Source organism: Gymnodinialimonas sp. JB5-7 (assembly GCF_055693405.1).
On record NZ_JBVFUX010000012.1, the window covers coordinates 227,713 to 248,192 of the forward strand.

Here is a 20,480-nt window from a genome sequence, read left to right on the forward strand (position 1 = left end):
GTTCTGCGCCATGCCTCCCGCCCCGCAAATCCGATCAGCTGCCCTTACGACAGCGCCGATTAAAACCAGCGCCCGGCACGGCAATCCTCTTCATGCTCTGCGCCACCGCCTTCATCGCGGCGACCACTCTGATCGCCAAGGCGCTTGGTACAGACGCACTCGGTCCCGCCTTGCACCCGTTTCAGGTCACGTTTGGGCGGTTCCTGTTCGCGTGGCTCGCGATTGGCAGTTTCGTGGCAGTCACACGCCCACACTTCACGAAACCGCATCTGGGCCTGCATATCGGGCGGACGCTGTGCGGGGCGACGGGCGTGACGCTCATGTTCGCGGCCGCTGCTGCGATCCCACTGGCCGATGCCACGGCGATCAGTTTTCTGAACCCGGTCTTCGGCATGATCCTCGCCATCCCCCTACTGGGCGAGAGGGTGGGCAAATGGCGGTGGCTTGCAGCCGCCATCGCTTTCGCCGGCGCCCTTATGCTGATCCGTCCCGGCTCTGGGAGTATTCAGATCGGGGCTTTTCTTGCCCTTGGCGCGGCCGTTGTGCTGGGGCTGGAGTTGACGTTCATCAAGCGCCTTGCCGGGCGCGAGCGGCCTGTGCAGATCCTGTTCCTCAACAACTCACTGGGATTGCTGATCATTTGCGTGCCGGTCCTCGCCGTTTGGCAGGCGCCGACACCCGCGCAATGGGGCGGGCTGGCTGCACTGGGCCTGTTCATGGCCGCCGCTCAGGCCTGTTTCGTGAACTCGATGGCACGGGCTGATGCAAGCTTCGTGACCCCTTTTCCTACCTCACACTGGTCTTTGCCGCGCTCTATGACCTTGTCATTTTTGGCGTGATCCCAACCGGCCTTTCCATCGCTGGCGCGGGCATCATCATCGCCGGTGCGGCGCTTCTGGCTTGGCGCGAAAGGGTCAATCAGGCGCGCTCGACAGAAGCGACCTGAGCGCCTCATCCACTGGGCCCGCCACTTGTTCCAGATCACCGGAATTGACGGCCACAAACACGGCCTCCCCGGCGGCAGGGTCTATAAAGGCGACCGCATACCACATCGTATTCGACCCGGAATGCACCAGCGTCCCATCTTCGCCAACGCCCCAGCCCATCGCATAGTTCTGGGGTCCGACGGCGCTGTGCAGCATGTCCCAACTTTCTTCGGAGAGAAAACCACGATCCTGCAACAGATGCGCACGCAGATAACGCAACATATCCTCTGTATTCAGATGCACCCGGCCTGCGGGCCCCATCGCTGGAATGTTGTCTGAGCGCGTGCCCTGTCCCGCAGGTCGCAATCCACCGAACAAGCCTGGCCGATGCCCTTCAAGCGCGTCCCCCTGCGGCGCGCCGAAGCCCGCGCTTTCCAATCCAAGGGGTTCGAACACTTCACTCGTAATCAGGGTCTCCCATGAGGCATCCGCCGCCGCCTCAAGCATCGCCCCGGCCACCACATAGCCAGCGTTGGAATACAGAAACCCACCCGGAGCTTCGAGCGGTTGGTCTGAGAGTGCCGCGCGCACATACGCCTCCCTTGGTCGCTGTAGAAGAATGACAGACCGGATGAGGCCCATATTGGCGTCCATTCCACCGGCATGCGTCAAAAGCTGCGCCAAGGTTATGTCACGCCAATCCTCCTGCATTTCAGGAACTGACGGACCAAGCACTTCGCCGATCGTGCTAGTCCACTCAATCAGCCCGTCCTCCACAAGACGCGCCGCGAGCGTTGACGTCATGGACTTGGTCAATGATCCGACATGCCATGCGTCCGACCGAGCAGTCGGGGCTTCTCCACCCGTCACGCGCTGACCCGCAACCGCGAAATCCAGAAAGTCCGCCGTCACCCGCCCTGCCGTCGCGGCGGGAATGCCTGCCTCCTCGGCAAGTGCGTCCGCCACGTCTTGGGGCAGCGATTGCCCCGCACTCGGTCCATTCCACGCCATGATGGCCATCAATGTCAGCGCCAGAGATCTCATCGCACCACCTTCGTCTTGCCTCCGCTGGCCCGCAAGATAGAATAGGGCTTCCTTTTCAGGTCGACCCGCCCCATATGAGCGGGCTGAACCCAATCCGCCGCGCGGTCCTCGCGCCCAAAAGATCGGAACGCACTGCCATGTCATGGACCGACGAACGTGTCGAATTGTTGAAGAAGATGTGGGGCGAAGGCCAGTCGGCCAGCCAGATCGCGAAGGAATTGGGCGGTGTTACGCGCAATGCCGTGATCGGCAAGGTACACCGTCTGGGCCTGTCGAACCGGTCCGGTGGCGGTGGCACTTCAGCTCCGTCCAAGCCCGCCGCCGCGAAAGAGGCACCCGCCGCCAAGGCCGAGGCTGCGCCAAAGGCTGCACCGGCCCCCAAAGCCGATCCCGCACCTACGCCTGCGCCGCGCCCGTCGAACGTGACCCCCTGCGCAAGCCAATCGCGCCCGCAGGTCAGCCACTGCCGCCGCAGCCCTCGGCCAACGAGATCAGCCCTGAGGCCCTTGCCAAGGTCAATGAAGTGGAAAAACACGCCAAGAAAATCAGCCTGATGGAGCTGACCGAACGCGTGTGCAAATGGCCCATTGGTGATCCGGCGACCGAGGATTTCTATTTCTGCGGCCTGCCCGTGCAACAGGGCAAACCCTATTGCGATGCCCATGTCGGCGTGGCCTTCCAACCCATGAGCAGCCGCCGCGACCGGCGCCGTTGAACGCGCCGATCCCGATCCTTCGAAGCTACTCCGAGGCCGAGGCAAAGGCGTTCTACGTCGACTACCTTGGCTTCGAGATCACTTTTGAACACCGCTTTGATGCGGCAGCGCCTTTGTATTTTGAGGTGCGACGTGGTGCCTGTGTCTTGCATATCTCCGAGCATCACGGCGATGCCGCCCCCGGTGCAGCCCTGCGCATCGAGGTGGACGATATCGAGGCGTTTCACGCGGACATCACAGCACGCGGCCACAAAAGACTTCGGCCCGGGATCAACGAGACCGGCATCGGCTTTCGCGAAGTCAGCGTCGTGGACCCGTTCTACAACCGCCTGATCTTTTGCCAGCGGATGTAAGGGAACGTTCAAGCCATTGTGATTGGCGCCCGGCAAAGCGCCGGATCTTGAGGAATTCAGCTAAAGCACGGGACGGCGGGTGGGGCGCCTTTGGCCAATGGCCAAACAGCGTCACCCGGCGGATCATCGGCAGTGCCGCGCGACCTCGCGCTCTCGCAGCCCGGTTGCGACCAGCAGGCACCTGTCCCGCGCCTCGTAGTAATAACCGCGCGCATACCACATGACAGCCGCGTCGATATCCCCGTCACTCACCAGCCAGGCACCGCGCAGGTACCGGCCCGCATATTCAAGGTTGGTGCGCGCATCGAGCAGGTCATTGGGCTGGCCCTGAAACCCCATACCCCGCGCCGTTTCCGGCAGGATTTGCATCAAACCGTAGTACGGCCCATTGCGTGCATCGGCGCGGTAATCGCTTTCGCGCTGGATCACACGGTGCAAAAGCGCGACCGGTATATCGTGGCGCGCCGCATATTCGTTGACCAGCGCACGCATCTGCGGCGTTTCACCGGGGTAAAGGTCCGCAACCGGGGCCGCAGCAGCGGGTGCATCGTCGCGCCCACCGAACAGGCCAAAGCCGCCACACGCCGACAGCGCCAGGCAGGCACTCAGGATCACTACAGGTCTCAGCATGCTCATTCCTCTACTTCCACTTCCGGGTCCGGCTCACTCGGCGCGATCGGCCCGCCCAACAATCGCGCAACTTCTGCCGCGCGCGCCCGGTCCGCCGCCGCTGCTGCGGCCAAGTCCGCCAGCGCCTGTGCATCAGGCACGGCCTCCACATTGCCCCAGCGCCCGTTGATCAGAACGGGCACGGGCAATTCACGCTCAGGCCAGGCCGCCGGCTCCAGCCGATAGTCCATGCTGCGCTCTGCCAGATCAATCTGGCCCGCGCCCGTAAAGCTGCCCCAGGGCCCGTCCAACATCAAATCCTCAGTGATCACAACACCGCTGCGCACCCGGAACTCAGCTACGACCCTGTCAAATTCAGTTGTATCCCCCGGCGCGTCTGCATTCAGCGCCAATCCAGCAAGGTCCACACCCGAAAGCGCCCCTTGCCCAATCAACACGTCACCCTCTGCTTCCAGCCCATCGACAAGCGCGAACAGATCGTCCCCGACCCCCAAGAACTCGACGGAGGCGGAGCCGCGCCCCTCCACAGGTGCATGCCCCGACAAAGCCTCAAAAAGCGGGCCAGCCTGCGCATTTGCCAGCAACAGGTCTCCGCCAACCGACAGCCCGCCACGCCCGTTGATGACGAATTCACCCGCCAATTGCCCCTCGGCCAAACCGATTTGCGCAATATCAAAGACCATGCGCCCCCGCGTCAGCGCCACGCGCATGTCCAACCCTTCAAGGGTCACAGGCCCGACACCCAAACCGTCCGCTCGCACGGTCAGATCGGCGTCCATGTCGAACAGACCACTCACATCGATGGGGTCGCGCGACCACGTGCCATCCGCAACCAGAGAGGAAAATTCGAACTCGGGACCGAACCCGATCCGACCACCGGTTATTGTGCCGCGCACCAGAGGGCGGTCTTCGCCAGGGATAAGATCAAGTGCTGCGTTTAACTGGGTGTCGCCCAGTTCGACGATACCATTTCGCAAGTGAAACGACCCGCCTGTCGCGACGGACACGGTCCCGCGCACCGCCAATTCATTGCCAATCCACCGCGCAATACTGTCGGGCACATTGCCTGCCCAAAGGCTTGCAACCGGCGAAATATCCCGGGCGCGCAGCACCAGATCCCCTGCGCCGCGCCGCCAAGGGCCGCCGTTCCGTTGAAGCGCAGGCTGCCCTCATCCCACAGCAGATCCAGCCGCACCGGCTGCGACGCCCCTTCAAAGAACTCTGCCGCCTGCGCGATGGTGCCGGAAAGCTCCATCAAGGTGCCATTCGCCACGCCGGACGTGACAAACGCGGCAGAGCCACCGGCACTTTCGTTCAGATCAATGGAAGCAGTGACCTGACGCACATCCAGCGTCGTGCCCGCCGCCCGGTCAAGGTAGCGCACGCGCCCGCCCTGCATCTCAGCCTGCCGCAGGACCAAAGGCAAAAGCGAGGCTTCGCCATTGCGCCACGACAAGCGTCCATCATCTGCGCGCACAAGCGTCAGATCGGCGCCCGACAGATCAAGGCTGTCCACCCCTCCATCCCCGCCGAAAAGCGCCTGCCACCCGACTTGCAGCGTGGCTTGTTCAGCCCGTAACAGCGGGCGTGTTCCAGCCCAGGATGGGTTCGCAACTTCCAGCCCGTCGACCGTGATCATCAGATCGGGCCACAGCACGGGCCGCGTCGCGGCCTCTATCGTGATCTCGCGCCCGGTTTCCGCCGCCAGCCGGTCAACCGCAATTTGCGCCAGACGTTCCGCGGGCATCAAAAGAAAGACCGCAACAATCAGCAGTGCCAGAGCCACAAGGGCCCCGATCAGTCCGGAAAGTAGTCGCATTGCTCGTGTCATCGTCTTTGCCTCAGGCACAGATTAACCAGCCCCGCGCGCCACGCCCATCCCAAACCTGCGCCATGGGCGACCGCTTGCCGAAGATGTGGGGCTTTCCCATCCTCCGCGCCCGCGATAAAGCGAACGCCATGGCTCAAAACCCTCCCAATCTCCGCCCGGACCTCGCCCGCGCAGACGTGCCCGACGCGACCCGGCCCGGCCAGCCACGCATTGGCATGGTGTCCCTGGGCTGCCCGAAGGCGCTTGTCGACAGTGAACGCATCCTGACCCGCCTGCGCGCAGAAGGCTACGCGATCAGCCCCGATTATGCTGGGGCCGATGCGGTGATCGTGAACACCTGTGGCTTTCTCGACAGTGCCAAGGCCGAAAGCCTCGATGCCATTGGTGAGGCGTTGGAGGCCAACGGCAAGGTGATCGTCACGGGCTGCCTGGGGGCCGAGGCCGACTACATCACCGGCGCGCATCCCAAGGTTCTCGCCGTGACCGGACCACATCAATATGAACAGGTGCTGGACGCCGTGCACGATGCCGTCCCACCCGCGCCGGACCCGTTCATCGACCTTCTGCCACCCGCTGGCGTCAAACTCACCCCACGCCACTACGCCTACCTCAAGATTGCAGAAGGCTGCGATCACAAGTGCAAATTCTGCATCATCCCGGACATGCGCGGAAAGCTGGCCAGCCGCCCGCAACACGCAATCCTGCGCGAAGCTGAGAAACTGATCGAGGCCGGGGTGAAAGAGATCCTCGTGATCAGCCAAGACACCTCAGCCTATGGCACGGACTGGAAGGGTCGGGATGAGAAGTTTCCAATCCTCAATCTATCCCGTGACTTATCCACACTGGGTGCCTGGATACGCTTGCACTACGTCTACCCCTATCCCCATGTGCGCGAGCTGATCCCTTTGATGGCCGATCCCGCCAACGGCCTGCTGCCCTATCTCGACATCCCGTTCCAACACGCCCATCCCGACGCGCTCAAACGCATGGCGCGCCCCGCTGCCGCCTCGCGCACGCTCGACGAAATCCGCGCTTGGCGCAGCGACTGCCCGGACATCACGCTACGCTCCACGTTCATCGTCGGCTATCCCGGCGAGACAGAAGCCGAGTTTCAGACGCTGCTGGATTGGCTGGACGAAGCGCAACTCGACCGTGTGGGGTGCTTCCAATACGAAAATGTCGATGGCGCACGCTCCAACGCGCTGCCCGATCACGTGCCGGAAGAGGTCAAGCAAGAGCGCTGGGATCGCTTCATGGAAAAGGCGCAAGCGATATCCGAAGCCAAGCTGGCTGCAAAGGTCGGGCGCACGATGCAGGTGTTGGTCGATACGGTAGACTCTGAAGGCGCCACCTGCCGCACGATGGCCGACGCGCCAGAGATCGACGGCAACCTTTTCATCGACGAAGGCTTCGACGACCTCGCCCCCGGCGACCTTGTGACGGTCGAGGTGGACGAGGCCAGTGACTATGATTTGTGGGGTCGGGTGAAGGCTTAACGCGGATTGCGCGACAAAAGCTCAAGCCCGACGCCGTCGCCCCATGTGCCGTGCAGCTCACCATCGGGCATGACGATGTAGAACGCCGGATGATCGGCCCCCCATTCCACTGTCAGAACGTCCCCGTTCAGCACGCCAACGCCGGAATAGGAACTGCCAACGCTCCAATCGACACTCACGGTGCCGTCGGCATTGCCGGAAATCGCGACCGTGCCGCTATAGGCCGAGCCGTCGGCATTGCGGCCATAGGCGTAGTAGTCGCCCAGAATGTGCTGTTGCGCCTGCGCGATGGGGGCTGCGGCAAACAGTGCGGCGGCAGCAAGCGGAAGAAGGGAAATGCGGATCATTTGAGTGCTCCTGACAGAGGGGGTATCGCGCCACCCTGCCACGAAACCCGTCAAAGGCTCCATTCCGGTTTCCCCGCCCCTAAATCCGCCCCTCGGCGCCTTAGCACCGTTGCGCGGCAACCTGGCGGACAATGCGCACCCGTTCGCGGTTGGGAGGATGGGTGCCCAGCACGTTTTCGCCCGGGTCCGGCAATTGGCTGAAGAATTCCGCGCCCTGAACCGGATCAAAGCCGGCACGGCAAGTGATGATCGTGCCCAGTGCATCGGCCTCCAACTCGGCCGATTGGCTGAACTGACGCGAACCCACAAGCGCGCCCAGATTGGCTGCTTCAATCACCTCTTCCCGGCTCGCCCCCCGTTGGATCGCAGTATTCCCGAAAATGCGCGCGCCGCGTTCGGCCGCGCCCTGTTGCTGGTCGATATGTTGCGCGATGTGGTGCGCCGCTTCGTGCCCGATCACAAAGGCCAGCTCATCCGCGCTGCGCACTTCGTAGATCAGACCAACCGTCAGAATGATGACGGGGCGACCATTGTCGGGATCGACCGTTTGAAACGCGTTCACGCCGTATCGCGGATCGCGCAGCACAACGATGTCAAAATCGCAGTTCCGCCCCGGCGTCTCCGCTCGGCACACGGCTTCGGCCACAGGCTCCATCCGCTCAGTCACCTCAATGGCGCGGGCAACGGACACCGGCACGCCGGTCGGTGCTTCGGGGATCTGCGCCTCAGATGGCAACACGGTCGGCGTCGGGGCGGTCGTCACACAGGCCCCCAGGGCGAGGGGCGTGATCAGCATCATCAAAAGGCGCATGAAATCTCCAGTCTTCTGGCTATTGAGCCTAACCCGCTCTGGCCCGACGTCCAGCCCGGAAACGGGACATACTGGGCACCATGAAGACTTCGCCTATATCATCGCCGATGACAGCCACACTCATCCTCTACAATGGGCGCTGCCCGATTTGCGCGGCCGAGATTGCGCATTATCGCGCACGCGCCGTGAATACAGATGCGGCGCTGACGTTCCTTGATCTGCACGAGGCAGATCTTGGCGCATGGTCCCTGACCCCGGATCAGGCCAAGCGACGGCTTCACGCGCGTTTGCCCGACGGGACCATGGTCTCGGGCCTTGCCGCGTTCGAGGCCGTGTGGCGCAACCTTCCAGGTTTGCGCTGGCTGGCCCGTTTGGTCGGCTTGCCCATCCTGCGGCCCGTGGCCGCCATTGCTTATGACCGTCTGGCCGCCCCGCTCCTCTATCACCTGCATCGGCGGCGAGAGAGGCTTGGCAAGGCCGTCCCCCGCACATAGCGTGGGCCCATGTTTACGATTGAACACGAATTCGACGCCACCATCGTGACCCTTGTCGATGAAGGTGATGCGCCCTTACTCGAGGACGTTATCATCTCAACGTTTGAGGAATGCGTGACCTTGCAACAGGCCGATCCGCGCACCGATCAGATGCGCACGATCACGCTGTCCCTGGCGCAAGTCCGCGACCTTGCCGCCGCGCTCGATCTGCCGGAAGGGGCGTATCAATTGCAGGGATCCCCCGATTAACCGGCACAAGACACGCAGCGCGTGACACATGGGTCAACGCCCAATCGCCCATGACCGATGAAATCGCCGCAGTCTTCGCAAAAGCCGAACTCAGCGTCTGCAAAACGCTGAAGCGCCGCGTCAATGGCCCGGTGCCGGGCTGCCCGCCGCGCCTCCAGACCCTTTTGCATGGCCTGCCCCTGCAAAGCGTCCATCCGGCTCAACCGCCCAACGGCCTGCTGATCCAACTCAACCACCTGCCGTGCGTCCGCCGATTGCGCCGTCTGCGCGCTCAACGCCGCGCGTTCGTCCTCCAAAGCCGGGCGGTAGCGGGCCTCCAATTCTGCGTCGCTTGGCTCATCCATGCCCCACTCTCTCACCCCGGCCACGAGGAGCGCAAGCGAGGAGGGGCTGGCCACCTGCTCCCTTTCCTCCAATAGTGCCCCGAGGACGGAGGGTTACATGACAACTGGTTTCTTCTGGGATGAACGCTGCTTCTGGCACGGCGGCGGGAATTATGCGGGTCTTTTGCAGGTTGGTGGCCTGATCCAACCCGGCGGTGGCCTGCCCGAGAACCCGGAAACCAAGCGACGCTTGGTGAACCTGCTGCGCGTCACCGGCCTGTGGGAGACGCTGGATACGCAAAGCGCCGATCCCGCCACGCACGACGATCTGCTGCGCGTGCATCCCGAAAGCTATCTGCGCCAATTCAAAGACATGTCCGATGCCGGCGGAGGGGAGCTTGGCCTGCGCACCCCTTTTGGGCCGGGCGGCTATGAGATCGCAGCGCTGTCGGCCGGCCTTGCCAAAACCGCGCTCGCAAGTGTGCTGAATGGCACCCACCAAAACGCCTACGCCCTGTCGCGCCCGCCGGGCCACCATTGCCTGCCGGATTTCCCGAACGGCTTTTGCCTACTCGCCAACATCGCCATCGCGGTTGAGGCCGCCCGGGCCGAGGCCCTGACCGACCGTGTCGCCATCATCGATTGGGATGTCCACCACGGCAACGGAACAGAGGCCATCTACTACGACCGCGCCGACACGCTTACGATTTCCTCCACCAAGAACGCAACTACCCCCTCGACACGGGCGATTTCGCCGACCGTGGATCTGGCGCTGGCGAAGGCTTCAACCTCAACATCCCCCTGCCCCCCGGAACCGGCCATGTGGGCTATGTCGAGGCGTTCGAACGCCTGGTCCTTCCCGCGCTCCACGATTTCCAGCCCGACGCAATCGTCATTGCTTGTGGGTTCGATGCGGGCCTCGTCGATCTCTTGTCGCGCATGATCACCTCATCCGAGACCTTCCGCGCCCTCACCGACATGGCGATGGAGGCTGCCGACACTCTCTGCGACGGTCACCTCATGATGGCACATGAAGGCGGCTATTCCGAGGTTCACGTCCCCTTCCTCGCCCACGCGGTGCTGGAGGGCATGAGCGGGTCGGACATCCACGCCCCGGACCCCTTCCAGCAGAAATTCGAAGGCCAGCAACCCACCGACCGCTTCAATCGCTATGTCAGCCAGTTGATTGCCGAGATGGAGGAGGCGCTGGGGTATTGATGGTCTACGTCATCGACCAGGCGCAATCCGGGCGAAATTCCCGCATGGGCCAGTTTCAGTATTGGGATGCGAAGATCCCGGACGTGTCACATCGGTCTCGTATCACCCGCGCATTCCAAATGGGTGGCGAAGAACTTGTTCCGTGGGAAGTGCCTGAGCACCTGAAAATCACCGCTCGCACCGGCAAACTCCCCTTCTTTTTCACGACTGGAAACCACGGCCGAGTTATTCATGGCGTCCTAGCCGACATCATCGAAACCTTCGACCCCGGCCAGCATCAATTCTTTCCGCTACGAGTCACATGGCGCAACGGCGATGAAATCGAAGGGCCATGGTTTCTGCTGAACATCACTCGTGCCGAAGACCTCAATATGCGAGGCCGGAACAGCTTTTCGTGCCACTTATGGCGGAGAGTATGTGGAAGCTGAGGGGCGGAAGATTTGGGTGCAAGACAAGTCCAAGATCATCACGCGCTACCTTGACTACTATTTGGGGCCAGCCAAGACCGGCAAGAAAGTCGTCTATGATCCGGCGCGTCTCACGGGAAGAAGCCACTTCTGGCGCGAAAAGAGGTTTGGCGAAGCAATCCTGTGCTCCGACGAACTGTGGGCCGCGCTCAACCCAAAGGGGCCAAAGCGCATTGCAGGGTTCAAAGCCAAACCGATGCGGCACTGACCACGCCGCGTTGACACCACCCGCCCCTTTCGCCACTTTGCGCCGCAACGCAGCACTGCAAAGGATGCAAGCCATGAAAAAGGTTTACGGTTCAGCCAAGGACGCCCTTGATGGCGTCCTTTTCGATGGCATGCTGATCGCGGCGGGCGGCTTTGGCCTGTGCGGCATCCCCGAGCTTCTGATCGACGGCATCGTCGAGGCGGGCACCAAGGACATCACAGTCGCCTCCAACAATGCAGGCGTCGACGGCTTCGGCCTCGGCAAACTGCTTGAGACGCGCCAGATCAAGAAGATGATGTCGTCCTATGTCGGCGAAAATGCCGAATTCATGCGCCAGTACCTGTCGGGTGAGCTGGAGCTTGAGTTCAACCCCCAAGGCACCCTCGCCGAACGCATGCGCGCAGGCGGCGCGGGCATCCCCGGTTTCTACACCAAGACGGGCGTTGGCACTGTGATCGCCGATGGCAAAGAGGTGAAGCAATTCCATGGCGAGGATTACATCCTCGAAGAGGGCATCTTTGCCGACCTCTCCATCGTGAAAGCGTGGAAGGCCGATGCCACCGGCAACGCCGTCTTCCGCAAGACTGCCCGCAACTTCAATCCGCCCGCCGCCATGTGCGGCAAGATCTGTATCCTTGAGGTTGAGGAAATCGTGGAAACCGGCTCACTGGACGGCGACGCCATCCACCTGCCGGGCATCTATGTGCACCGCCTGATCCAGGGTGAGCACGAAAAGCGGATCGAACAGCGGACGACACGGGCCGCATAGGGCGGGCCGCGTGAGCGCCCGCTCCCCCTATTCCGGCCTGCCCCAGCGCGCTTTCTGGCGCGGGGGCGTTGCAGGCGCATCCGCCTTCCCGCCCGACTTCTACCGCCCGAAATTCCCGGTCACGCAAGAGACCCGCGTTTTCACCGCAGGCTCCTGCTTCGCCCAACATGTCGGCGCAGCCATGAAAGCCGCCGGTATGAAGGTGATCGATGCAGAGCCCGCCCGCCGCGGCCTGCCGCCTGAGACCGCCAAGCGCTTCGGCTACGGCGTCTATTCCGCCCGCTTCGGCAATCTCTACACCGTCAAACAATTCCGCCAACTCATTGACGAATTGAACGGCGCGCAGCCCGCCCTGCCCGTCTGGGAACGCGACGGCCGCTTCTGGGATGCCCAACGCCCCGGCGTCGAACCCGACGGTCTCGCCTCCGCCGACCTAGTCATGGAAATGCGCGCGCAGCACCTCGAAGCGGTAACCGAGGCGCTCTCACAAGCCGACATAATCGTCTTCACTCTCGGCCTGACCGAAGCCTGGGAAAACAAAGCCAGCGGCACCGTCTACCCCACCGCCCCAGGCACCATCGCAGGCGACTATGACCCCGACACCTTTCACTTCGTGAACTACGGCGTCGCCGACATCCTCGACGATTTCACCGCCTTGGAAGAGGCGCTGTCTGACATCAACCCGGATCTCAAATGGCTGCTGACGGTCAGCCCCGTGCCGCTGGCCGCCACCGCCTCGGGCCAGCACGTCCTTCCCGCAACCGTCCGATCGAAATCCATCCTGCGCACCGTCTGTGACATGCTGTGCGAAAGCTCCGACCGGATCGACTACTTCCCCTCCTACGAACTTGTCACGTCCCCCGCCCACACAACCAGCCCTTTCGCCGAAGACCTCCGCTCCGTCCGGCCAGAGATTGTGGCGCAGATCATGCAAACGTTCCTCGCGGCCCATAGCCTCAGCAAAGAGGAGAACGCAGCCGAGGACACAGCGCCAAACGCCGACCCTGCTGACGACGCGATTTGTGAGGATATCCTCCTCGACGCATTCGCCCCGGACACCGCCAAATGAAGATAGCTGTCGGCCCGGAGCGGCGCAAAATAGCAGTCGTAGGCACCTCCAATATCGGCGCCGTGAAATACGCGGAGGCGCAGATCGCAGCCGAACATCCGCATCTCCAAGTCACCTGCTTCGGCCTGCCCGGCGGCAAGTTTGACAGCGCCCACATGAGCGACGGCCATTTCGGCCCGGACCGCGCCGATCACGGCGCCATGAAACTCGCCCGCCGCGTGAATGGCGCGCCCACCATCGACCTCACCGCCTTCGACCACATCCTCGTCATCGGCGATACACTCGGCATGCCCCATACGCTGTGGACCGCCGCCTCGTACGACATCGCCGACTGGCCCGCCCGCACCGGCCGCGCGCTTCTGTCTGAACCCGCTTTCCTCAGCGCCATGGAAGAGGCCATCACCACCCGCGCGGACCACCTCCGCGCCCAATTCGCCGATCTGCCCATTCACGTCGCCCTCGCCCCCTACCCAACGACTGCCGTCGTCCCCAAGGGCGAGCACCATCAGATGCCCTATGCCGCCATGGCCCATCACCCGGAGGCTGCGCGCATCCAAACCCTCTACCGCACGGCGCTCACCAAAGCGCTCCTGGCCCGAGACATGATCTTCGTCCCCCAACCGGATGAGACCATCGCCTCCCCGTTCCTGACGAAAGAACCCTATGGCCACGGCTCCATGGACTTCCGCAACGAGGGGCGCATGCTCAACGATCACCGTCACATGAACGCCGATTTCGGCGCTTCGCTTTTCCGCGCCTTTGCGCTAGCACTCACCCAAGACACCGCTGCACCGCAGAACCAGGAGGGATAATCCCATGTGGGACCGCAACCAGATGGCCGCCCGGGCCGCTCAGGAACTTGAAGATGGCTGGTACGTGAACCTTGGCATCGGCATCCCGACGCTGGTGTCGAACTACATCCCCGAAGGCATCGAAGTGACCCTGCAATCGGAAAACGGCATGCTCGGCATGGGCCCCTTCCCGATCGAGGGTGAGGAAGACGCGGACCTCATCAACGCGGGCAAACAGACGATCACCGAACTGCCCCACACCTCATACTTCGACAGTTCGCAGTCCTTCGGCATGATCCGCGGCGGCAAGATCGCCATGGCGATCCTGGGTGCCATGGAAGTGGCCGAGAATGGTGATCTGGCCAACTGGATGATCCCCGGCAAGCTCGTCAAGGGCATGGGCGGCGCGATGGATCTGGTCGCGGGCGTGGGCCGTGTCGTGGTGGTGATGGATCACACCAACAAGCACGGCGACTCGAAAGTGCTCAAGGAATGCACCCTGCCTTTGACCGGCAAAGGCGTCGTGGACCGCATCATCACCAATCTCGGCGTTCTGGATGTGGTCGCGGGTGGCCTCAAAATCGTTGAGACCGCTGAAGGCGTGACAGAGGCAAAGCTTCGCGCCGCCACTCAAGCGACCATCGTCTAGTCCATCACCTGAAACACGCAGCCGTCCGACACCAGATCGGGCGGCGTATTGCACAAGGGTCCGTGCCATGGCCCAGGCCGACAAGACACGCGGCACATAAGTGCGCGTTTCATCATAGTTCGGGACACCGCCCGACCGCGTGACGGCCCCCTCGCCCGCATTGTAAGCAGCCAGAACCAATATCGGGTCGCGGTCGAACTCGTCCATCAACCAATCCAGGTACGCCACGCCGCCCGCGATGTTCTGCGCCGGGTCAAAGGCATCTTCCACGCCGAACCGTTCCGCGGTGGCCGGGATCAACTGCATCAGCCCCTGCGCCCCCGCCCCGCTTTCCGCGTCAGACCGACCGGCACTTTCCGCGGCTATCACAGCCAAGGCAAAGGCGGGGAAACCTGCGTCCCAATGCTCGCGGCCAGAATGTCCCGCCCATGTTCGCGAGCGATGCGGCTGACCGTATCCAGGCGCGGCGCGCCCAAGCTCGCGGCCTCCTCTGCACGCGCCAGATGCTCTTGCGCCTCCCAGTAGCGGTTGGGATTGGCGGGCATGCTGGCCGGGATCGTGGCCCAGAACCACTCCGATGCACTGCCGGCGGCGGGTTCAACCGGGGCAAGCGGCTCGGCTGAGGCCGCAACCTCCTCCGCCCCGTCTTCTGCACCCGCCGCCGCGATGGCGGCCTGACGCTCCATATCTTCTTCTGTCACCTGAATGTTGATGCGAGGGCCGCTATGGCCCGCATCCGGCGCACTCAAAAAACGGATCGAGCTTTCCTGTGCCATGCTCTGCACGGGCAAAAGGGCCGCCAACACGGCCCAGAAAACGGGGTATCTCACCATGAAGCACCTGTATTTACTGCTCATTCTTTAGGGGCAGACCGATCTGCGCCAGTCGCGAACCCCTTATTTTCTTAACCATGCCTGTCCAAATGACACGAAACAACCCTTTAGAAATCGCAAACATTTCCCAGAGGCGCCCAATTCGCGCCCCGATTGGCCGCGATACATCTCCTTGTCACAGGGACAACCCGGGGCTTCATCCCCCGCCCCGGACACCTGAAACCGAATAAAGACCTTTTTGTCATACTGGAGAACCTGACAATGAAAGCCATGATCCAAAACTTCGCAAAATCCGAATCCGGCGCCGTGACGGTTGACTGGGTTGTTCTGACAGCCGCCCTCGTGGGCCTGGGCCTGGCCGTTATGGCTGTTGTGTCCGCTGGTGTTGAGAACCTCTCGGACGATATCGGCAACTCGCTGGCAAACGCCAACCCGGAAACCAGCCCCTTCGCTGGCAACACCGACATCACCGCGTCCACCGACATCGCGCTGGACTAATCTCCGCAGCCATCAGGCTTACGGATGAGCTTACGGGTCGCCTTCGGGCGGCCCGTTTTCGTTTGCGCATGTGGTCGTGGACATCGGCAGACCTCAGACCTCAGACCTCAGACCTCAGACCTCAGACCTCAGACCTCAGGCCTCAGACCTCAGACCTCAGACCTCAGACCTCAGACCTCAGACCTCAGACCTCAGACCTCAGACCTCAGACCTCAGACCTCAGACCTCAGACCTCAGACCTCAGACCTCAGACCTCAGACCTCAGACCTCAGACCTCAGACCTCAGACCTCAGACCTCAGACCAACTTCCTTACGATTTGACACGAAACAACCCTTTAGAAATCGCAAACATTTCCCAGAGGTGCCCAATTCGCGCCCCGATTGGCCGCGATACATCTCCTTGTCACAGGGACAACCCGGGGCTTCATCCCCCGCCCCGGACACCTGAAACCGAATAAAGACCTTTTTGTCATACTGGAGAACCTGACAATGAAAGCCATGATCCAAAACTTCGCAAAATCCGAATCCGGCGCCGTGACGGTTGACTGGGTTGTTCTGACCGCCGCCCTCGTGGGCCTGGGCCTGGCCGTTATGGCTGTTGTGTCCGCTGGTGTTGAGAACCTCTCGGACGATATCGGCAACTCGCTGGCAAACGCCAACCCGGAAACCAGCCCCTTCGCTGGCAACACCGACATCACCGCGTCCACCGACATCTCGCTGGACTAATCTCCGCAGCCATCAGGCTTACGGATGAGCTTACGGGTCGCCTTCGGGCGGCCCGTTTTCGTTTGCGATCCAACCACGCCAGGCGCCTTGCGAACCATGCATAGAAAAGCTGAGCGATGCGCCAGCAAACTGCCGCTGCTCCTTCGCAAAAACATCTCTGGCCCGCCCAAATTGCGCCCGGATTTCAACAGACAACCATACTTAACAGCGCGGGTTGCAACATAGGGATCCGGCGCTTGGCCAAACGTTCACTATGACGGGATGAGACAACAATGAAGATCAAACTGAAAAACTTCTTCGCCAACGAATCCGGCGCAGTATCGACCGACTGGGTCGTTTTGACTGCCGTTGTGATGGGCCTGGCGCTGGTCTTCACCGCCGTCATCGTGTCGGGCACCGAAAACGCATCGAACGACATCAGCAACTATATGGCGAACGTGCAGACGGACACCGACCCGCTGCAAGCCAATGTCGATATCACGGCATCCACGGACATCTCGCTCAACTAAGACAGCGCGCTCCGGCAATCCTGAACACGAGGCCGTCCAAAAGGGCGGCCTAACGTGTTCCTGCCGCGCCGCAAACCATGAGCAAGGCCGCGCGCCTCGATCCCGGAAAGCATTGAATAAACCTATCAATTTCTACGCACTGCCACCGACATGCCCCTGCCCGACCCAATTTTTGCCCGAATTCCCGGCGACAACGGGGCCCTGTAGTGAGTTTTGTCTCCGAAGTGCGGACACAGAGCAGATAATAACGAGGTGGGCATTATGCGTATCGTTTTCATTTTGGTCCTAGCCGTAGGCGTCGGCCTTGCCGGCTTTGCGGTTTCGATCGCAAAAGACCGGTTCGACCAATATCAAGCGGCCTTGGCCGAACAGCAGGACGCGATCCTCCCAACGACACAGATTGTCGTGGTGACGCGGCAACTGGCATATGGTGATCAGCTGACGCCGGACGATGTTCAACTCGTGCGCTGGCCTGCAGAATTTGTGCCCTTCGGCGCCTTCACCTCCATTGAGGAGCTGTTTCCAGGCGATGAAGAAGAGACGCGCACTGTTATTCGCATGATGGAACAGCACGAGCCTATTCTGCTGACCAAGGTGACCTCCCCCGGCGAAGACGCTGGCGTGGCCTCGCGCCTGGCCGAAGGGATGCGCGCCATCTCGCTGAGCGTGAATATCAACTCCGGCGTGTCAGGGTTCCTGCGCCCCGGTGACCGCGTCGATGTCTATTGGACCGGTCAGGGTCGCAATTCCGAAAGCGTCACACGCTTGGTGCGCGCCAACGTGCAGATCATCGCGATCGACCAGATCACCGATGAACAGCGCAACAGCCCGACGATTGCGCGCACAATCACCATTACGGCCCTGCCCGAGGATGTCGCCTTCCTGACCCAGGCGCAGTCGACCGGGTCGTTGACCCTCGCCCTGGTGGGCGTTGGTGATGCGAGCGAAAGCGCCGATGTCGAGGTGTCCAGCTCGTCCGTTCTGGGCGACATCGAGGAAGTCGCCACGGAAGGCCCGAACGTCTGCACAGTGCGCAACCGCCGCGGTGCCGAAGTTGTGGTCACGCAGGTCCCCTGCCTGCAGTAATCCACAGACTTATCCACCAAATTTCAAACGCGCTCCTGCCCTGCAGGGGCGCGTTTTCTTGTGGATAAGTTTAGGACCGTTGTGGATTTGGCACATGAACAAACACGCCCAACACAGTGATTCTTGCACAAAAAACAGATTTGAGGCATGGTCCTCCAAAGGGCGAATAAGAAATATGGCCCATAACCGTGACATAGAGGCAGGTCACATCATGAGCATGACAGGTTTTCTGCGTGTATGCCTTCTGGGCTGCGCAACACTACTTTTCCAACCCGCAATGATGGTCGAGGCGCAGGGTCTGCGCGTCGTCGAAGGTGAAAGCACCGGAACATTGCGCGTTCCCATGAACCGTGCCGTCGTTGTCGAAAGCGACATGTTGTTTGCCGAACTTTCGGTGGCCAACCCGGCAATCGCGGACATCGCGACATTGTCCGAGCGTTCGATCTACGTGCTTGGACGCGCACCGGGCCGGACCAGCATGACATTGCTTGGCCCGGACGGCGCTTTGATCGCGAATGTCGAAATCCAGGTCGTGCCCGATGTTGCCGAACTGCGCGAACGCCTGCGTGAGATCCTTCCCGGCGAACCGGTGGAAGTGCGCACGGCAAATGACGGCATTGTCCTGTCGGGCACCGTCAGCTCCGGCCTTGTTGTTGATCGCGCCCTGGAATTGGCCGGTCGCTACGGCGCGGTGTCGAATCTGATGATGGTGGGCGGCACGCAGCAGGTCATGCTGCAAGTTCGCTTCGCTGAAATGCAGCGCACCGTACGCCAGGAATTGTCGACTTCGCTGGGGATCGGCGCCACCGCCGGTAACTTCGGCACAACCTTCGGGGCCAACGGGGCAACGGGTGGCGCTGAATTCGGCGGCACCAATACCGTGGCCTCCGGCGATGGCTCGGGTGGTCTTGGCGTCAGCTTCTCGGCCGGCGGTTTGCAACTCTCCGTCCTTCTGGAAGCGCTGGAATCCAACGGCATGGTCCGCACCCTTGCGGAACCGAACCTGACCGCGCTCAGCGGCCAGACGGCCAACTTCCTCGCAGGTGGCGAATTCCCAGTTCCGACTGAATCGGAATCGGGCGGCACCACGGTGGAATTCAAGCCATTCGGCGTCCAGCTGGAGTTCACGCCCACGGTTGTGGACGGCGACATCATCAACCTGAACCTGAATGCAGAAATTTCCTCGATTGGTGAGGTTTTCGCAGGCAGCTCCTCCCCCGCTCTCAACACCCGGTCGGCATCGACCACCGTTGAAATGCGCGATGGTGACAGCTTTGCAATTGCAGGTCTTCTTCAGGATGACTTCCGCAACTCGGTTGGCCAGGTGCCATGGCTTGGCGATCTGCCCATCCTGGGCGCGCTCTTCCGGTCGGCCAGCTACCAGCGGCAACAGTCCGAGCTGGTGATCATCGTGACCGCTCATCTGGTCAGCCCCGTTCGCGGCGAAGCGCTAGCGCTGCCGACCGACCGGGTGCGTATCCCGACCGAGCAGGAATTGTTCTTCTTGGGTGAGGTCACTGGCCGCGCCCCAGCCGTCGGAACCCCCGCCGGCGAAGTGGCTCAACAGGATTTCTCGGGATCCTACGGCTACGTCCTGGACTGAGGAGGCGATGATGACCAATAAACTCCCTTCACGGCGAATTCTGCTGGCCAGCATGGGCTCTACCCTTGCACTCACGGCTTGCGGTGATTTCCAAATCGAAACCGGTCGCCCCCTTGGTGCGGAACTGGACGAAGGCCGCTTCGGCGAACCAACGCGCCAGAACATCGGGGTCCACAACGGCGACATCAACTACGCCGCCCTTCTGGGCGAACGCTTCGCCGCCGAGGTGCCAACAACCATCAACTTCGCCTTCAATTCGGCGGAACTTGATGCCACCGCACGCGAGATCCTGACGCAACAGGCCCATTTCATCCGGCATTTCCCGGAAGTCCGCTTCTCGGTCTTCGGTCATACCGATGCCGTGGGCAGCCGCGCCTACAACCACCGTCTCGGCCTGCGCCGCGCGCGGGCTGCGGTGAACTTCCTGGTCCATCAGGGCGTGAACCGGCACCGCTTGCAGGCGCTGGTCTCGCTTGGGGAAACCCAGCCGATCGTCGCGACCGACATGGAAGAACGCCGGAATCGCCGCACCGTGACCGAGGTGACAGGTTTTGTCGAAACCAGCGATCTGGTGCTCGACGGCCAATATGCCGTGATCGTCTACCGCAGCTACAGTGGCGGTGGGGGCGGCGGCGGCGGAATAGCCTCCAAACCCTTATTTTGCTTGAAAATTGACCGCGTCGGACCCCCTCCGGCGCGGTTTTTCTTTTGGCGACAAAGCCCAGTGATGTCCACGAATTGTAAACGTAATCCCTTTTTTGTGTCCCATTCTCGCCGCTTTTCCAGAGCACGTTCACCCTTGGGAAGGACCAAGATGGCATGAGTCGTCTTGGCA

At 61.9% G+C, this 20,480-nt stretch carries 23 protein-coding genes and 4 pseudogenes; 19 read left to right on the forward strand and 8 right to left on the reverse strand.

Translation table 11 applies throughout. The features are described from left to right. The first annotated feature begins 92 nt into the window (after positions 1 to 92). A pseudogene (locus tag ACZ1HK_RS08775) lies at positions 93 to 946 on the forward strand (DMT family transporter). On the opposite strand, the gene ACZ1HK_RS08780 reads toward ACZ1HK_RS08775, so the two are convergent. Further along, positions 915 to 1,970, reverse strand: a complete 1,056-nt coding sequence (locus ACZ1HK_RS08780; RefSeq protein ID WP_472628393.1) for a serine hydrolase domain-containing protein — start codon at positions 1,968 to 1,970, stop codon at positions 915 to 917. The pseudogene ACZ1HK_RS08775 and the gene ACZ1HK_RS08780 sit on opposite strands and share 32 nt — an antisense overlap. Positions 1,971 to 2,107: 137 nt before the next feature. On the opposite strand from ACZ1HK_RS08780, the pseudogene ACZ1HK_RS08785 reads away from it, so the two are divergent. Both ACZ1HK_RS08785 and ACZ1HK_RS08790 read left to right on the forward strand, forming a co-directional pair. Next, a pseudogene (locus ACZ1HK_RS08785) lies at positions 2,108 to 2,685 on the forward strand (GcrA family cell cycle regulator). Next, positions 2,682 to 3,038, forward strand: coding sequence for a glyoxalase superfamily protein (locus ACZ1HK_RS08790; protein WP_472628394.1), 357 nt, complete (start codon positions 2,682 to 2,684; stop codon positions 3,036 to 3,038). The pseudogene ACZ1HK_RS08785 and the gene ACZ1HK_RS08790 overlap by 4 nt, the downstream one beginning before the upstream one ends. A 123-nt stretch (positions 3,039 to 3,161) precedes the next feature. Here the strand turns inward: ACZ1HK_RS08790 and ACZ1HK_RS08795 are convergent, their stop codons facing one another. Genes ACZ1HK_RS08795 through ACZ1HK_RS08805 form a run of 3 tightly spaced genes read right to left on the reverse strand, consistent with a single transcriptional unit; the run spans position 3,162 to position 5,499 of the window. Continuing rightward, entirely contained in the window at positions 3,162 to 3,668 is a 507-nt protein-coding gene (locus tag ACZ1HK_RS08795) for a transglycosylase SLT domain-containing protein (protein WP_472628395.1), read from the reverse strand. A gap of 2 nt (positions 3,669 to 3,670) precedes the next feature. Beyond that, positions 3,671 to 4,645, reverse strand: a complete 975-nt coding sequence (locus ACZ1HK_RS08800; RefSeq protein WP_472628396.1) for an AsmA family protein — start codon at positions 4,643 to 4,645, stop codon at positions 3,671 to 3,673. Continuing rightward, positions 4,606 to 5,499: an AsmA family protein gene (locus ACZ1HK_RS08805; RefSeq protein WP_472628397.1), complete on the reverse strand. Its 894-nt coding sequence runs from the start codon at positions 5,497 to 5,499 to the stop codon at positions 4,606 to 4,608. The genes ACZ1HK_RS08800 and ACZ1HK_RS08805 overlap by 40 nt, the downstream gene beginning before the upstream one ends. A 128-nt stretch (positions 5,500 to 5,627) precedes the next feature. Here ACZ1HK_RS08805 and rimO point away from each other — a divergent pair, with 128 nt between their 5' ends. Continuing rightward, positions 5,628 to 6,995, forward strand: coding sequence for a 30S ribosomal protein S12 methylthiotransferase RimO (gene rimO, locus ACZ1HK_RS08810; RefSeq protein WP_472628398.1), 1,368 nt, complete (start codon positions 5,628 to 5,630; stop codon positions 6,993 to 6,995). On the opposite strand, the gene ACZ1HK_RS08815 is transcribed toward rimO, so the two are convergent. Continuing rightward, positions 6,992 to 7,342 (reverse strand): LIC10280 family protein, encoded by a 351-nt coding sequence (locus tag ACZ1HK_RS08815; protein ID WP_472628399.1) that lies wholly within the window; start codon positions 7,340 to 7,342, stop codon positions 6,992 to 6,994. The genes rimO and ACZ1HK_RS08815 overlap by 4 nt on opposite strands. 100 nt (positions 7,343 to 7,442) lie before the next feature. After that, positions 7,443 to 8,153, reverse strand: coding sequence for a M48 family metallopeptidase (locus ACZ1HK_RS08820; protein ID WP_472628400.1), 711 nt, complete (start codon positions 8,151 to 8,153; stop codon positions 7,443 to 7,445). A gap of 107 nt (positions 8,154 to 8,260) precedes the next feature. Here ACZ1HK_RS08820 and ACZ1HK_RS08825 point away from each other — a divergent pair, with 107 nt between their 5' ends. Further along, on the forward strand, positions 8,261 to 8,647 hold the full coding sequence (locus tag ACZ1HK_RS08825) for a thiol-disulfide oxidoreductase DCC family protein (RefSeq protein WP_472628401.1): 387 nt from the start codon (positions 8,261 to 8,263) through the stop codon (positions 8,645 to 8,647). 9 nt (positions 8,648 to 8,656) lie between these two features. Beyond that, positions 8,657 to 8,896, forward strand: coding sequence for a hypothetical protein (locus tag ACZ1HK_RS08830; protein WP_472628402.1), 240 nt, complete (start codon positions 8,657 to 8,659; stop codon positions 8,894 to 8,896). On the opposite strand, the gene ACZ1HK_RS08835 is transcribed toward ACZ1HK_RS08830, so the two are convergent. Next, the gene (locus ACZ1HK_RS08835; RefSeq protein WP_472628403.1) at positions 8,893 to 9,294 is read right to left on the reverse strand and encodes a TraR/DksA family transcriptional regulator; all 402 of its coding nucleotides are present in this window, start codon (positions 9,292 to 9,294) and stop codon (positions 8,893 to 8,895) included. The genes ACZ1HK_RS08830 and ACZ1HK_RS08835 overlap by 4 nt on opposite strands. 43 nt (positions 9,295 to 9,337) lie before the next feature. On the opposite strand from ACZ1HK_RS08835, the pseudogene ACZ1HK_RS08840 reads away from it, so the two are divergent. The 7 genes and pseudogenes from ACZ1HK_RS08840 to ACZ1HK_RS08870 all read left to right on the forward strand — a co-directional run bounded on the left by ACZ1HK_RS08840 (position 9,338) and on the right by ACZ1HK_RS08870 (position 14,390). Beyond that, positions 9,338 to 10,437, forward strand: a pseudogene (locus ACZ1HK_RS08840) (class II histone deacetylase). Next, positions 10,437 to 10,865: an imm11 family protein gene (locus tag ACZ1HK_RS08845; RefSeq protein WP_472630808.1), complete on the forward strand. Its 429-nt coding sequence runs from the start codon at positions 10,437 to 10,439 to the stop codon at positions 10,863 to 10,865. Before ACZ1HK_RS08840 ends, ACZ1HK_RS08845 begins: the two are co-directional and overlap by 1 nt. Before the next feature lie 16 nt (positions 10,866 to 10,881). Continuing rightward, positions 10,882 to 11,112, forward strand: coding sequence for a hypothetical protein (locus ACZ1HK_RS08850; RefSeq protein ID WP_472628404.1), 231 nt, complete (start codon positions 10,882 to 10,884; stop codon positions 11,110 to 11,112). A 73-nt stretch (positions 11,113 to 11,185) separates the two neighbouring features. After that, positions 11,186 to 11,881 carry a CoA transferase subunit A gene (locus ACZ1HK_RS08855; RefSeq protein WP_472628405.1) on the forward strand — a complete coding sequence of 232 codons (696 nt, stop codon included), beginning with the start codon at positions 11,186 to 11,188 and terminating at the stop codon, positions 11,879 to 11,881. A gap of 10 nt (positions 11,882 to 11,891) precedes the next feature. Further along, a complete protein-coding gene (locus ACZ1HK_RS08860; protein ID WP_472628406.1) occupies positions 11,892 to 12,950 on the forward strand; it encodes a GSCFA domain-containing protein in 1,059 nt (352 codons plus the stop codon). Next, positions 12,947 to 13,762 carry a hypothetical protein gene (locus ACZ1HK_RS08865; protein ID WP_472628407.1) on the forward strand — a complete coding sequence of 272 codons (816 nt, stop codon included), beginning with the start codon at positions 12,947 to 12,949 and terminating at the stop codon, positions 13,760 to 13,762. The genes ACZ1HK_RS08860 and ACZ1HK_RS08865 overlap by 4 nt, the downstream gene beginning before the upstream one ends. Before the next feature lie 4 nt (positions 13,763 to 13,766). Continuing rightward, positions 13,767 to 14,390: a 3-oxoacid CoA-transferase subunit B gene (locus tag ACZ1HK_RS08870; protein ID WP_472628408.1), complete on the forward strand. Its 624-nt coding sequence runs from the start codon at positions 13,767 to 13,769 to the stop codon at positions 14,388 to 14,390. Here ACZ1HK_RS08870 and ACZ1HK_RS08875 read toward each other — a convergent pair. Continuing rightward, positions 14,387 to 15,223: pseudogene (locus ACZ1HK_RS08875) on the reverse strand (lytic transglycosylase domain-containing protein). The gene ACZ1HK_RS08870 and the pseudogene ACZ1HK_RS08875 sit on opposite strands and share 4 nt — an antisense overlap. 261 nt (positions 15,224 to 15,484) lie before the next feature. On the opposite strand from ACZ1HK_RS08875, the gene ACZ1HK_RS08880 reads away from it, so the two are divergent. The 6 genes from ACZ1HK_RS08880 to ACZ1HK_RS08905 all read left to right on the forward strand — a co-directional run bounded on the left by ACZ1HK_RS08880 (position 15,485) and on the right by ACZ1HK_RS08905 (position 20,468). Further along, positions 15,485 to 15,721: a hypothetical protein gene (locus ACZ1HK_RS08880; protein WP_472628409.1), complete on the forward strand. Its 237-nt coding sequence runs from the start codon at positions 15,485 to 15,487 to the stop codon at positions 15,719 to 15,721. A gap of 489 nt (positions 15,722 to 16,210) precedes the next feature. Further along, positions 16,211 to 16,447: a hypothetical protein gene (locus tag ACZ1HK_RS08885; protein WP_472628410.1), complete on the forward strand. Its 237-nt coding sequence runs from the start codon at positions 16,211 to 16,213 to the stop codon at positions 16,445 to 16,447. Between the two features lie 272 nt (positions 16,448 to 16,719). Next, positions 16,720 to 16,956 carry a hypothetical protein gene (locus ACZ1HK_RS08890; RefSeq protein WP_472628411.1) on the forward strand — a complete coding sequence of 79 codons (237 nt, stop codon included), beginning with the start codon at positions 16,720 to 16,722 and terminating at the stop codon, positions 16,954 to 16,956. Between the two features lie 261 nt (positions 16,957 to 17,217). After that, positions 17,218 to 18,042, forward strand: coding sequence for a Flp pilus assembly protein CpaB (cpaB, locus tag ACZ1HK_RS08895; RefSeq protein WP_472628412.1), 825 nt, complete (start codon positions 17,218 to 17,220; stop codon positions 18,040 to 18,042). Positions 18,043 to 18,253: 211 nt separating this feature from the next. Continuing rightward, on the forward strand, positions 18,254 to 19,645 hold the full coding sequence (locus ACZ1HK_RS08900) for a type II and III secretion system protein family protein (protein WP_472628413.1): 1,392 nt from the start codon (positions 18,254 to 18,256) through the stop codon (positions 19,643 to 19,645). Between the two features lie 10 nt (positions 19,646 to 19,655). Further along, positions 19,656 to 20,468, forward strand: coding sequence for an OmpA family protein (locus ACZ1HK_RS08905; protein ID WP_472628414.1), 813 nt, complete (start codon positions 19,656 to 19,658; stop codon positions 20,466 to 20,468). Positions 20,469 to 20,480 lie beyond the last annotated feature (12 nt).

What these genes read in the sequence shown, in the direction of transcription:
- ACZ1HK_RS08890 (WP_472628411.1), top strand. Translation starts at nt 16,720, where the DNA reads ATGAAGATCAAACTGAAAAACTTCTTCGCCAACGAATCCGGCGCAGTA.
- ACZ1HK_RS08855 (WP_472628405.1), top strand. Translation starts at nt 11,186, where the DNA reads ATGAAAAAGGTTTACGGTTCAGCCAAGGACGCCCTTGATGGCGTCCTT.
- ACZ1HK_RS08885 (WP_472628410.1), top strand. Translation starts at nt 16,211, where the DNA reads ATGAAAGCCATGATCCAAAACTTCGCAAAATCCGAATCCGGCGCCGTG.
- ACZ1HK_RS08905 (WP_472628414.1), top strand. Translation starts at nt 19,656, where the DNA reads ATGACCAATAAACTCCCTTCACGGCGAATTCTGCTGGCCAGCATGGGC.
- ACZ1HK_RS08825 (WP_472628401.1), top strand. Translation starts at nt 8,261, where the DNA reads ATGACAGCCACACTCATCCTCTACAATGGGCGCTGCCCGATTTGCGCG.
- ACZ1HK_RS08820 (WP_472628400.1), bottom strand. Translation starts at nt 8,153, where the DNA reads ATGCGCCTTTTGATGATGCTGATCACGCCCCTCGCCCTGGGGGCCTGT.
- ACZ1HK_RS08880 (WP_472628409.1), top strand. Translation starts at nt 15,485, where the DNA reads ATGAAAGCCATGATCCAAAACTTCGCAAAATCCGAATCCGGCGCCGTG.
- rimO (WP_472628398.1), top strand. Translation starts at nt 5,628, where the DNA reads ATGGCTCAAAACCCTCCCAATCTCCGCCCGGACCTCGCCCGCGCAGAC.
- ACZ1HK_RS08900 (WP_472628413.1), top strand. Translation starts at nt 18,254, where the DNA reads ATGAGCATGACAGGTTTTCTGCGTGTATGCCTTCTGGGCTGCGCAACA.
- ACZ1HK_RS08830 (WP_472628402.1), top strand. Translation starts at nt 8,657, where the DNA reads ATGTTTACGATTGAACACGAATTCGACGCCACCATCGTGACCCTTGTC.
- ACZ1HK_RS08865 (WP_472628407.1), top strand. Translation starts at nt 12,947, where the DNA reads ATGAAGATAGCTGTCGGCCCGGAGCGGCGCAAAATAGCAGTCGTAGGC.
- cpaB (WP_472628412.1), top strand. Translation starts at nt 17,218, where the DNA reads ATGCGTATCGTTTTCATTTTGGTCCTAGCCGTAGGCGTCGGCCTTGCC.
- ACZ1HK_RS08815 (WP_472628399.1), bottom strand. Translation starts at nt 7,342, where the DNA reads ATGATCCGCATTTCCCTTCTTCCGCTTGCTGCCGCCGCACTGTTTGCC.
- ACZ1HK_RS08845 (WP_472630808.1), top strand. Translation starts at nt 10,437, where the DNA reads ATGGTCTACGTCATCGACCAGGCGCAATCCGGGCGAAATTCCCGCATG.
- ACZ1HK_RS08870 (WP_472628408.1), top strand. Translation starts at nt 13,767, where the DNA reads ATGTGGGACCGCAACCAGATGGCCGCCCGGGCCGCTCAGGAACTTGAA.
- ACZ1HK_RS08780 (WP_472628393.1), bottom strand. Translation starts at nt 1,970, where the DNA reads ATGAGATCTCTGGCGCTGACATTGATGGCCATCATGGCGTGGAATGGA.
- ACZ1HK_RS08795 (WP_472628395.1), bottom strand. Translation starts at nt 3,668, where the DNA reads ATGCTGAGACCTGTAGTGATCCTGAGTGCCTGCCTGGCGCTGTCGGCG.
- ACZ1HK_RS08805 (WP_472628397.1), bottom strand. Translation starts at nt 5,499, where the DNA reads ATGACACGAGCAATGCGACTACTTTCCGGACTGATCGGGGCCCTTGTG.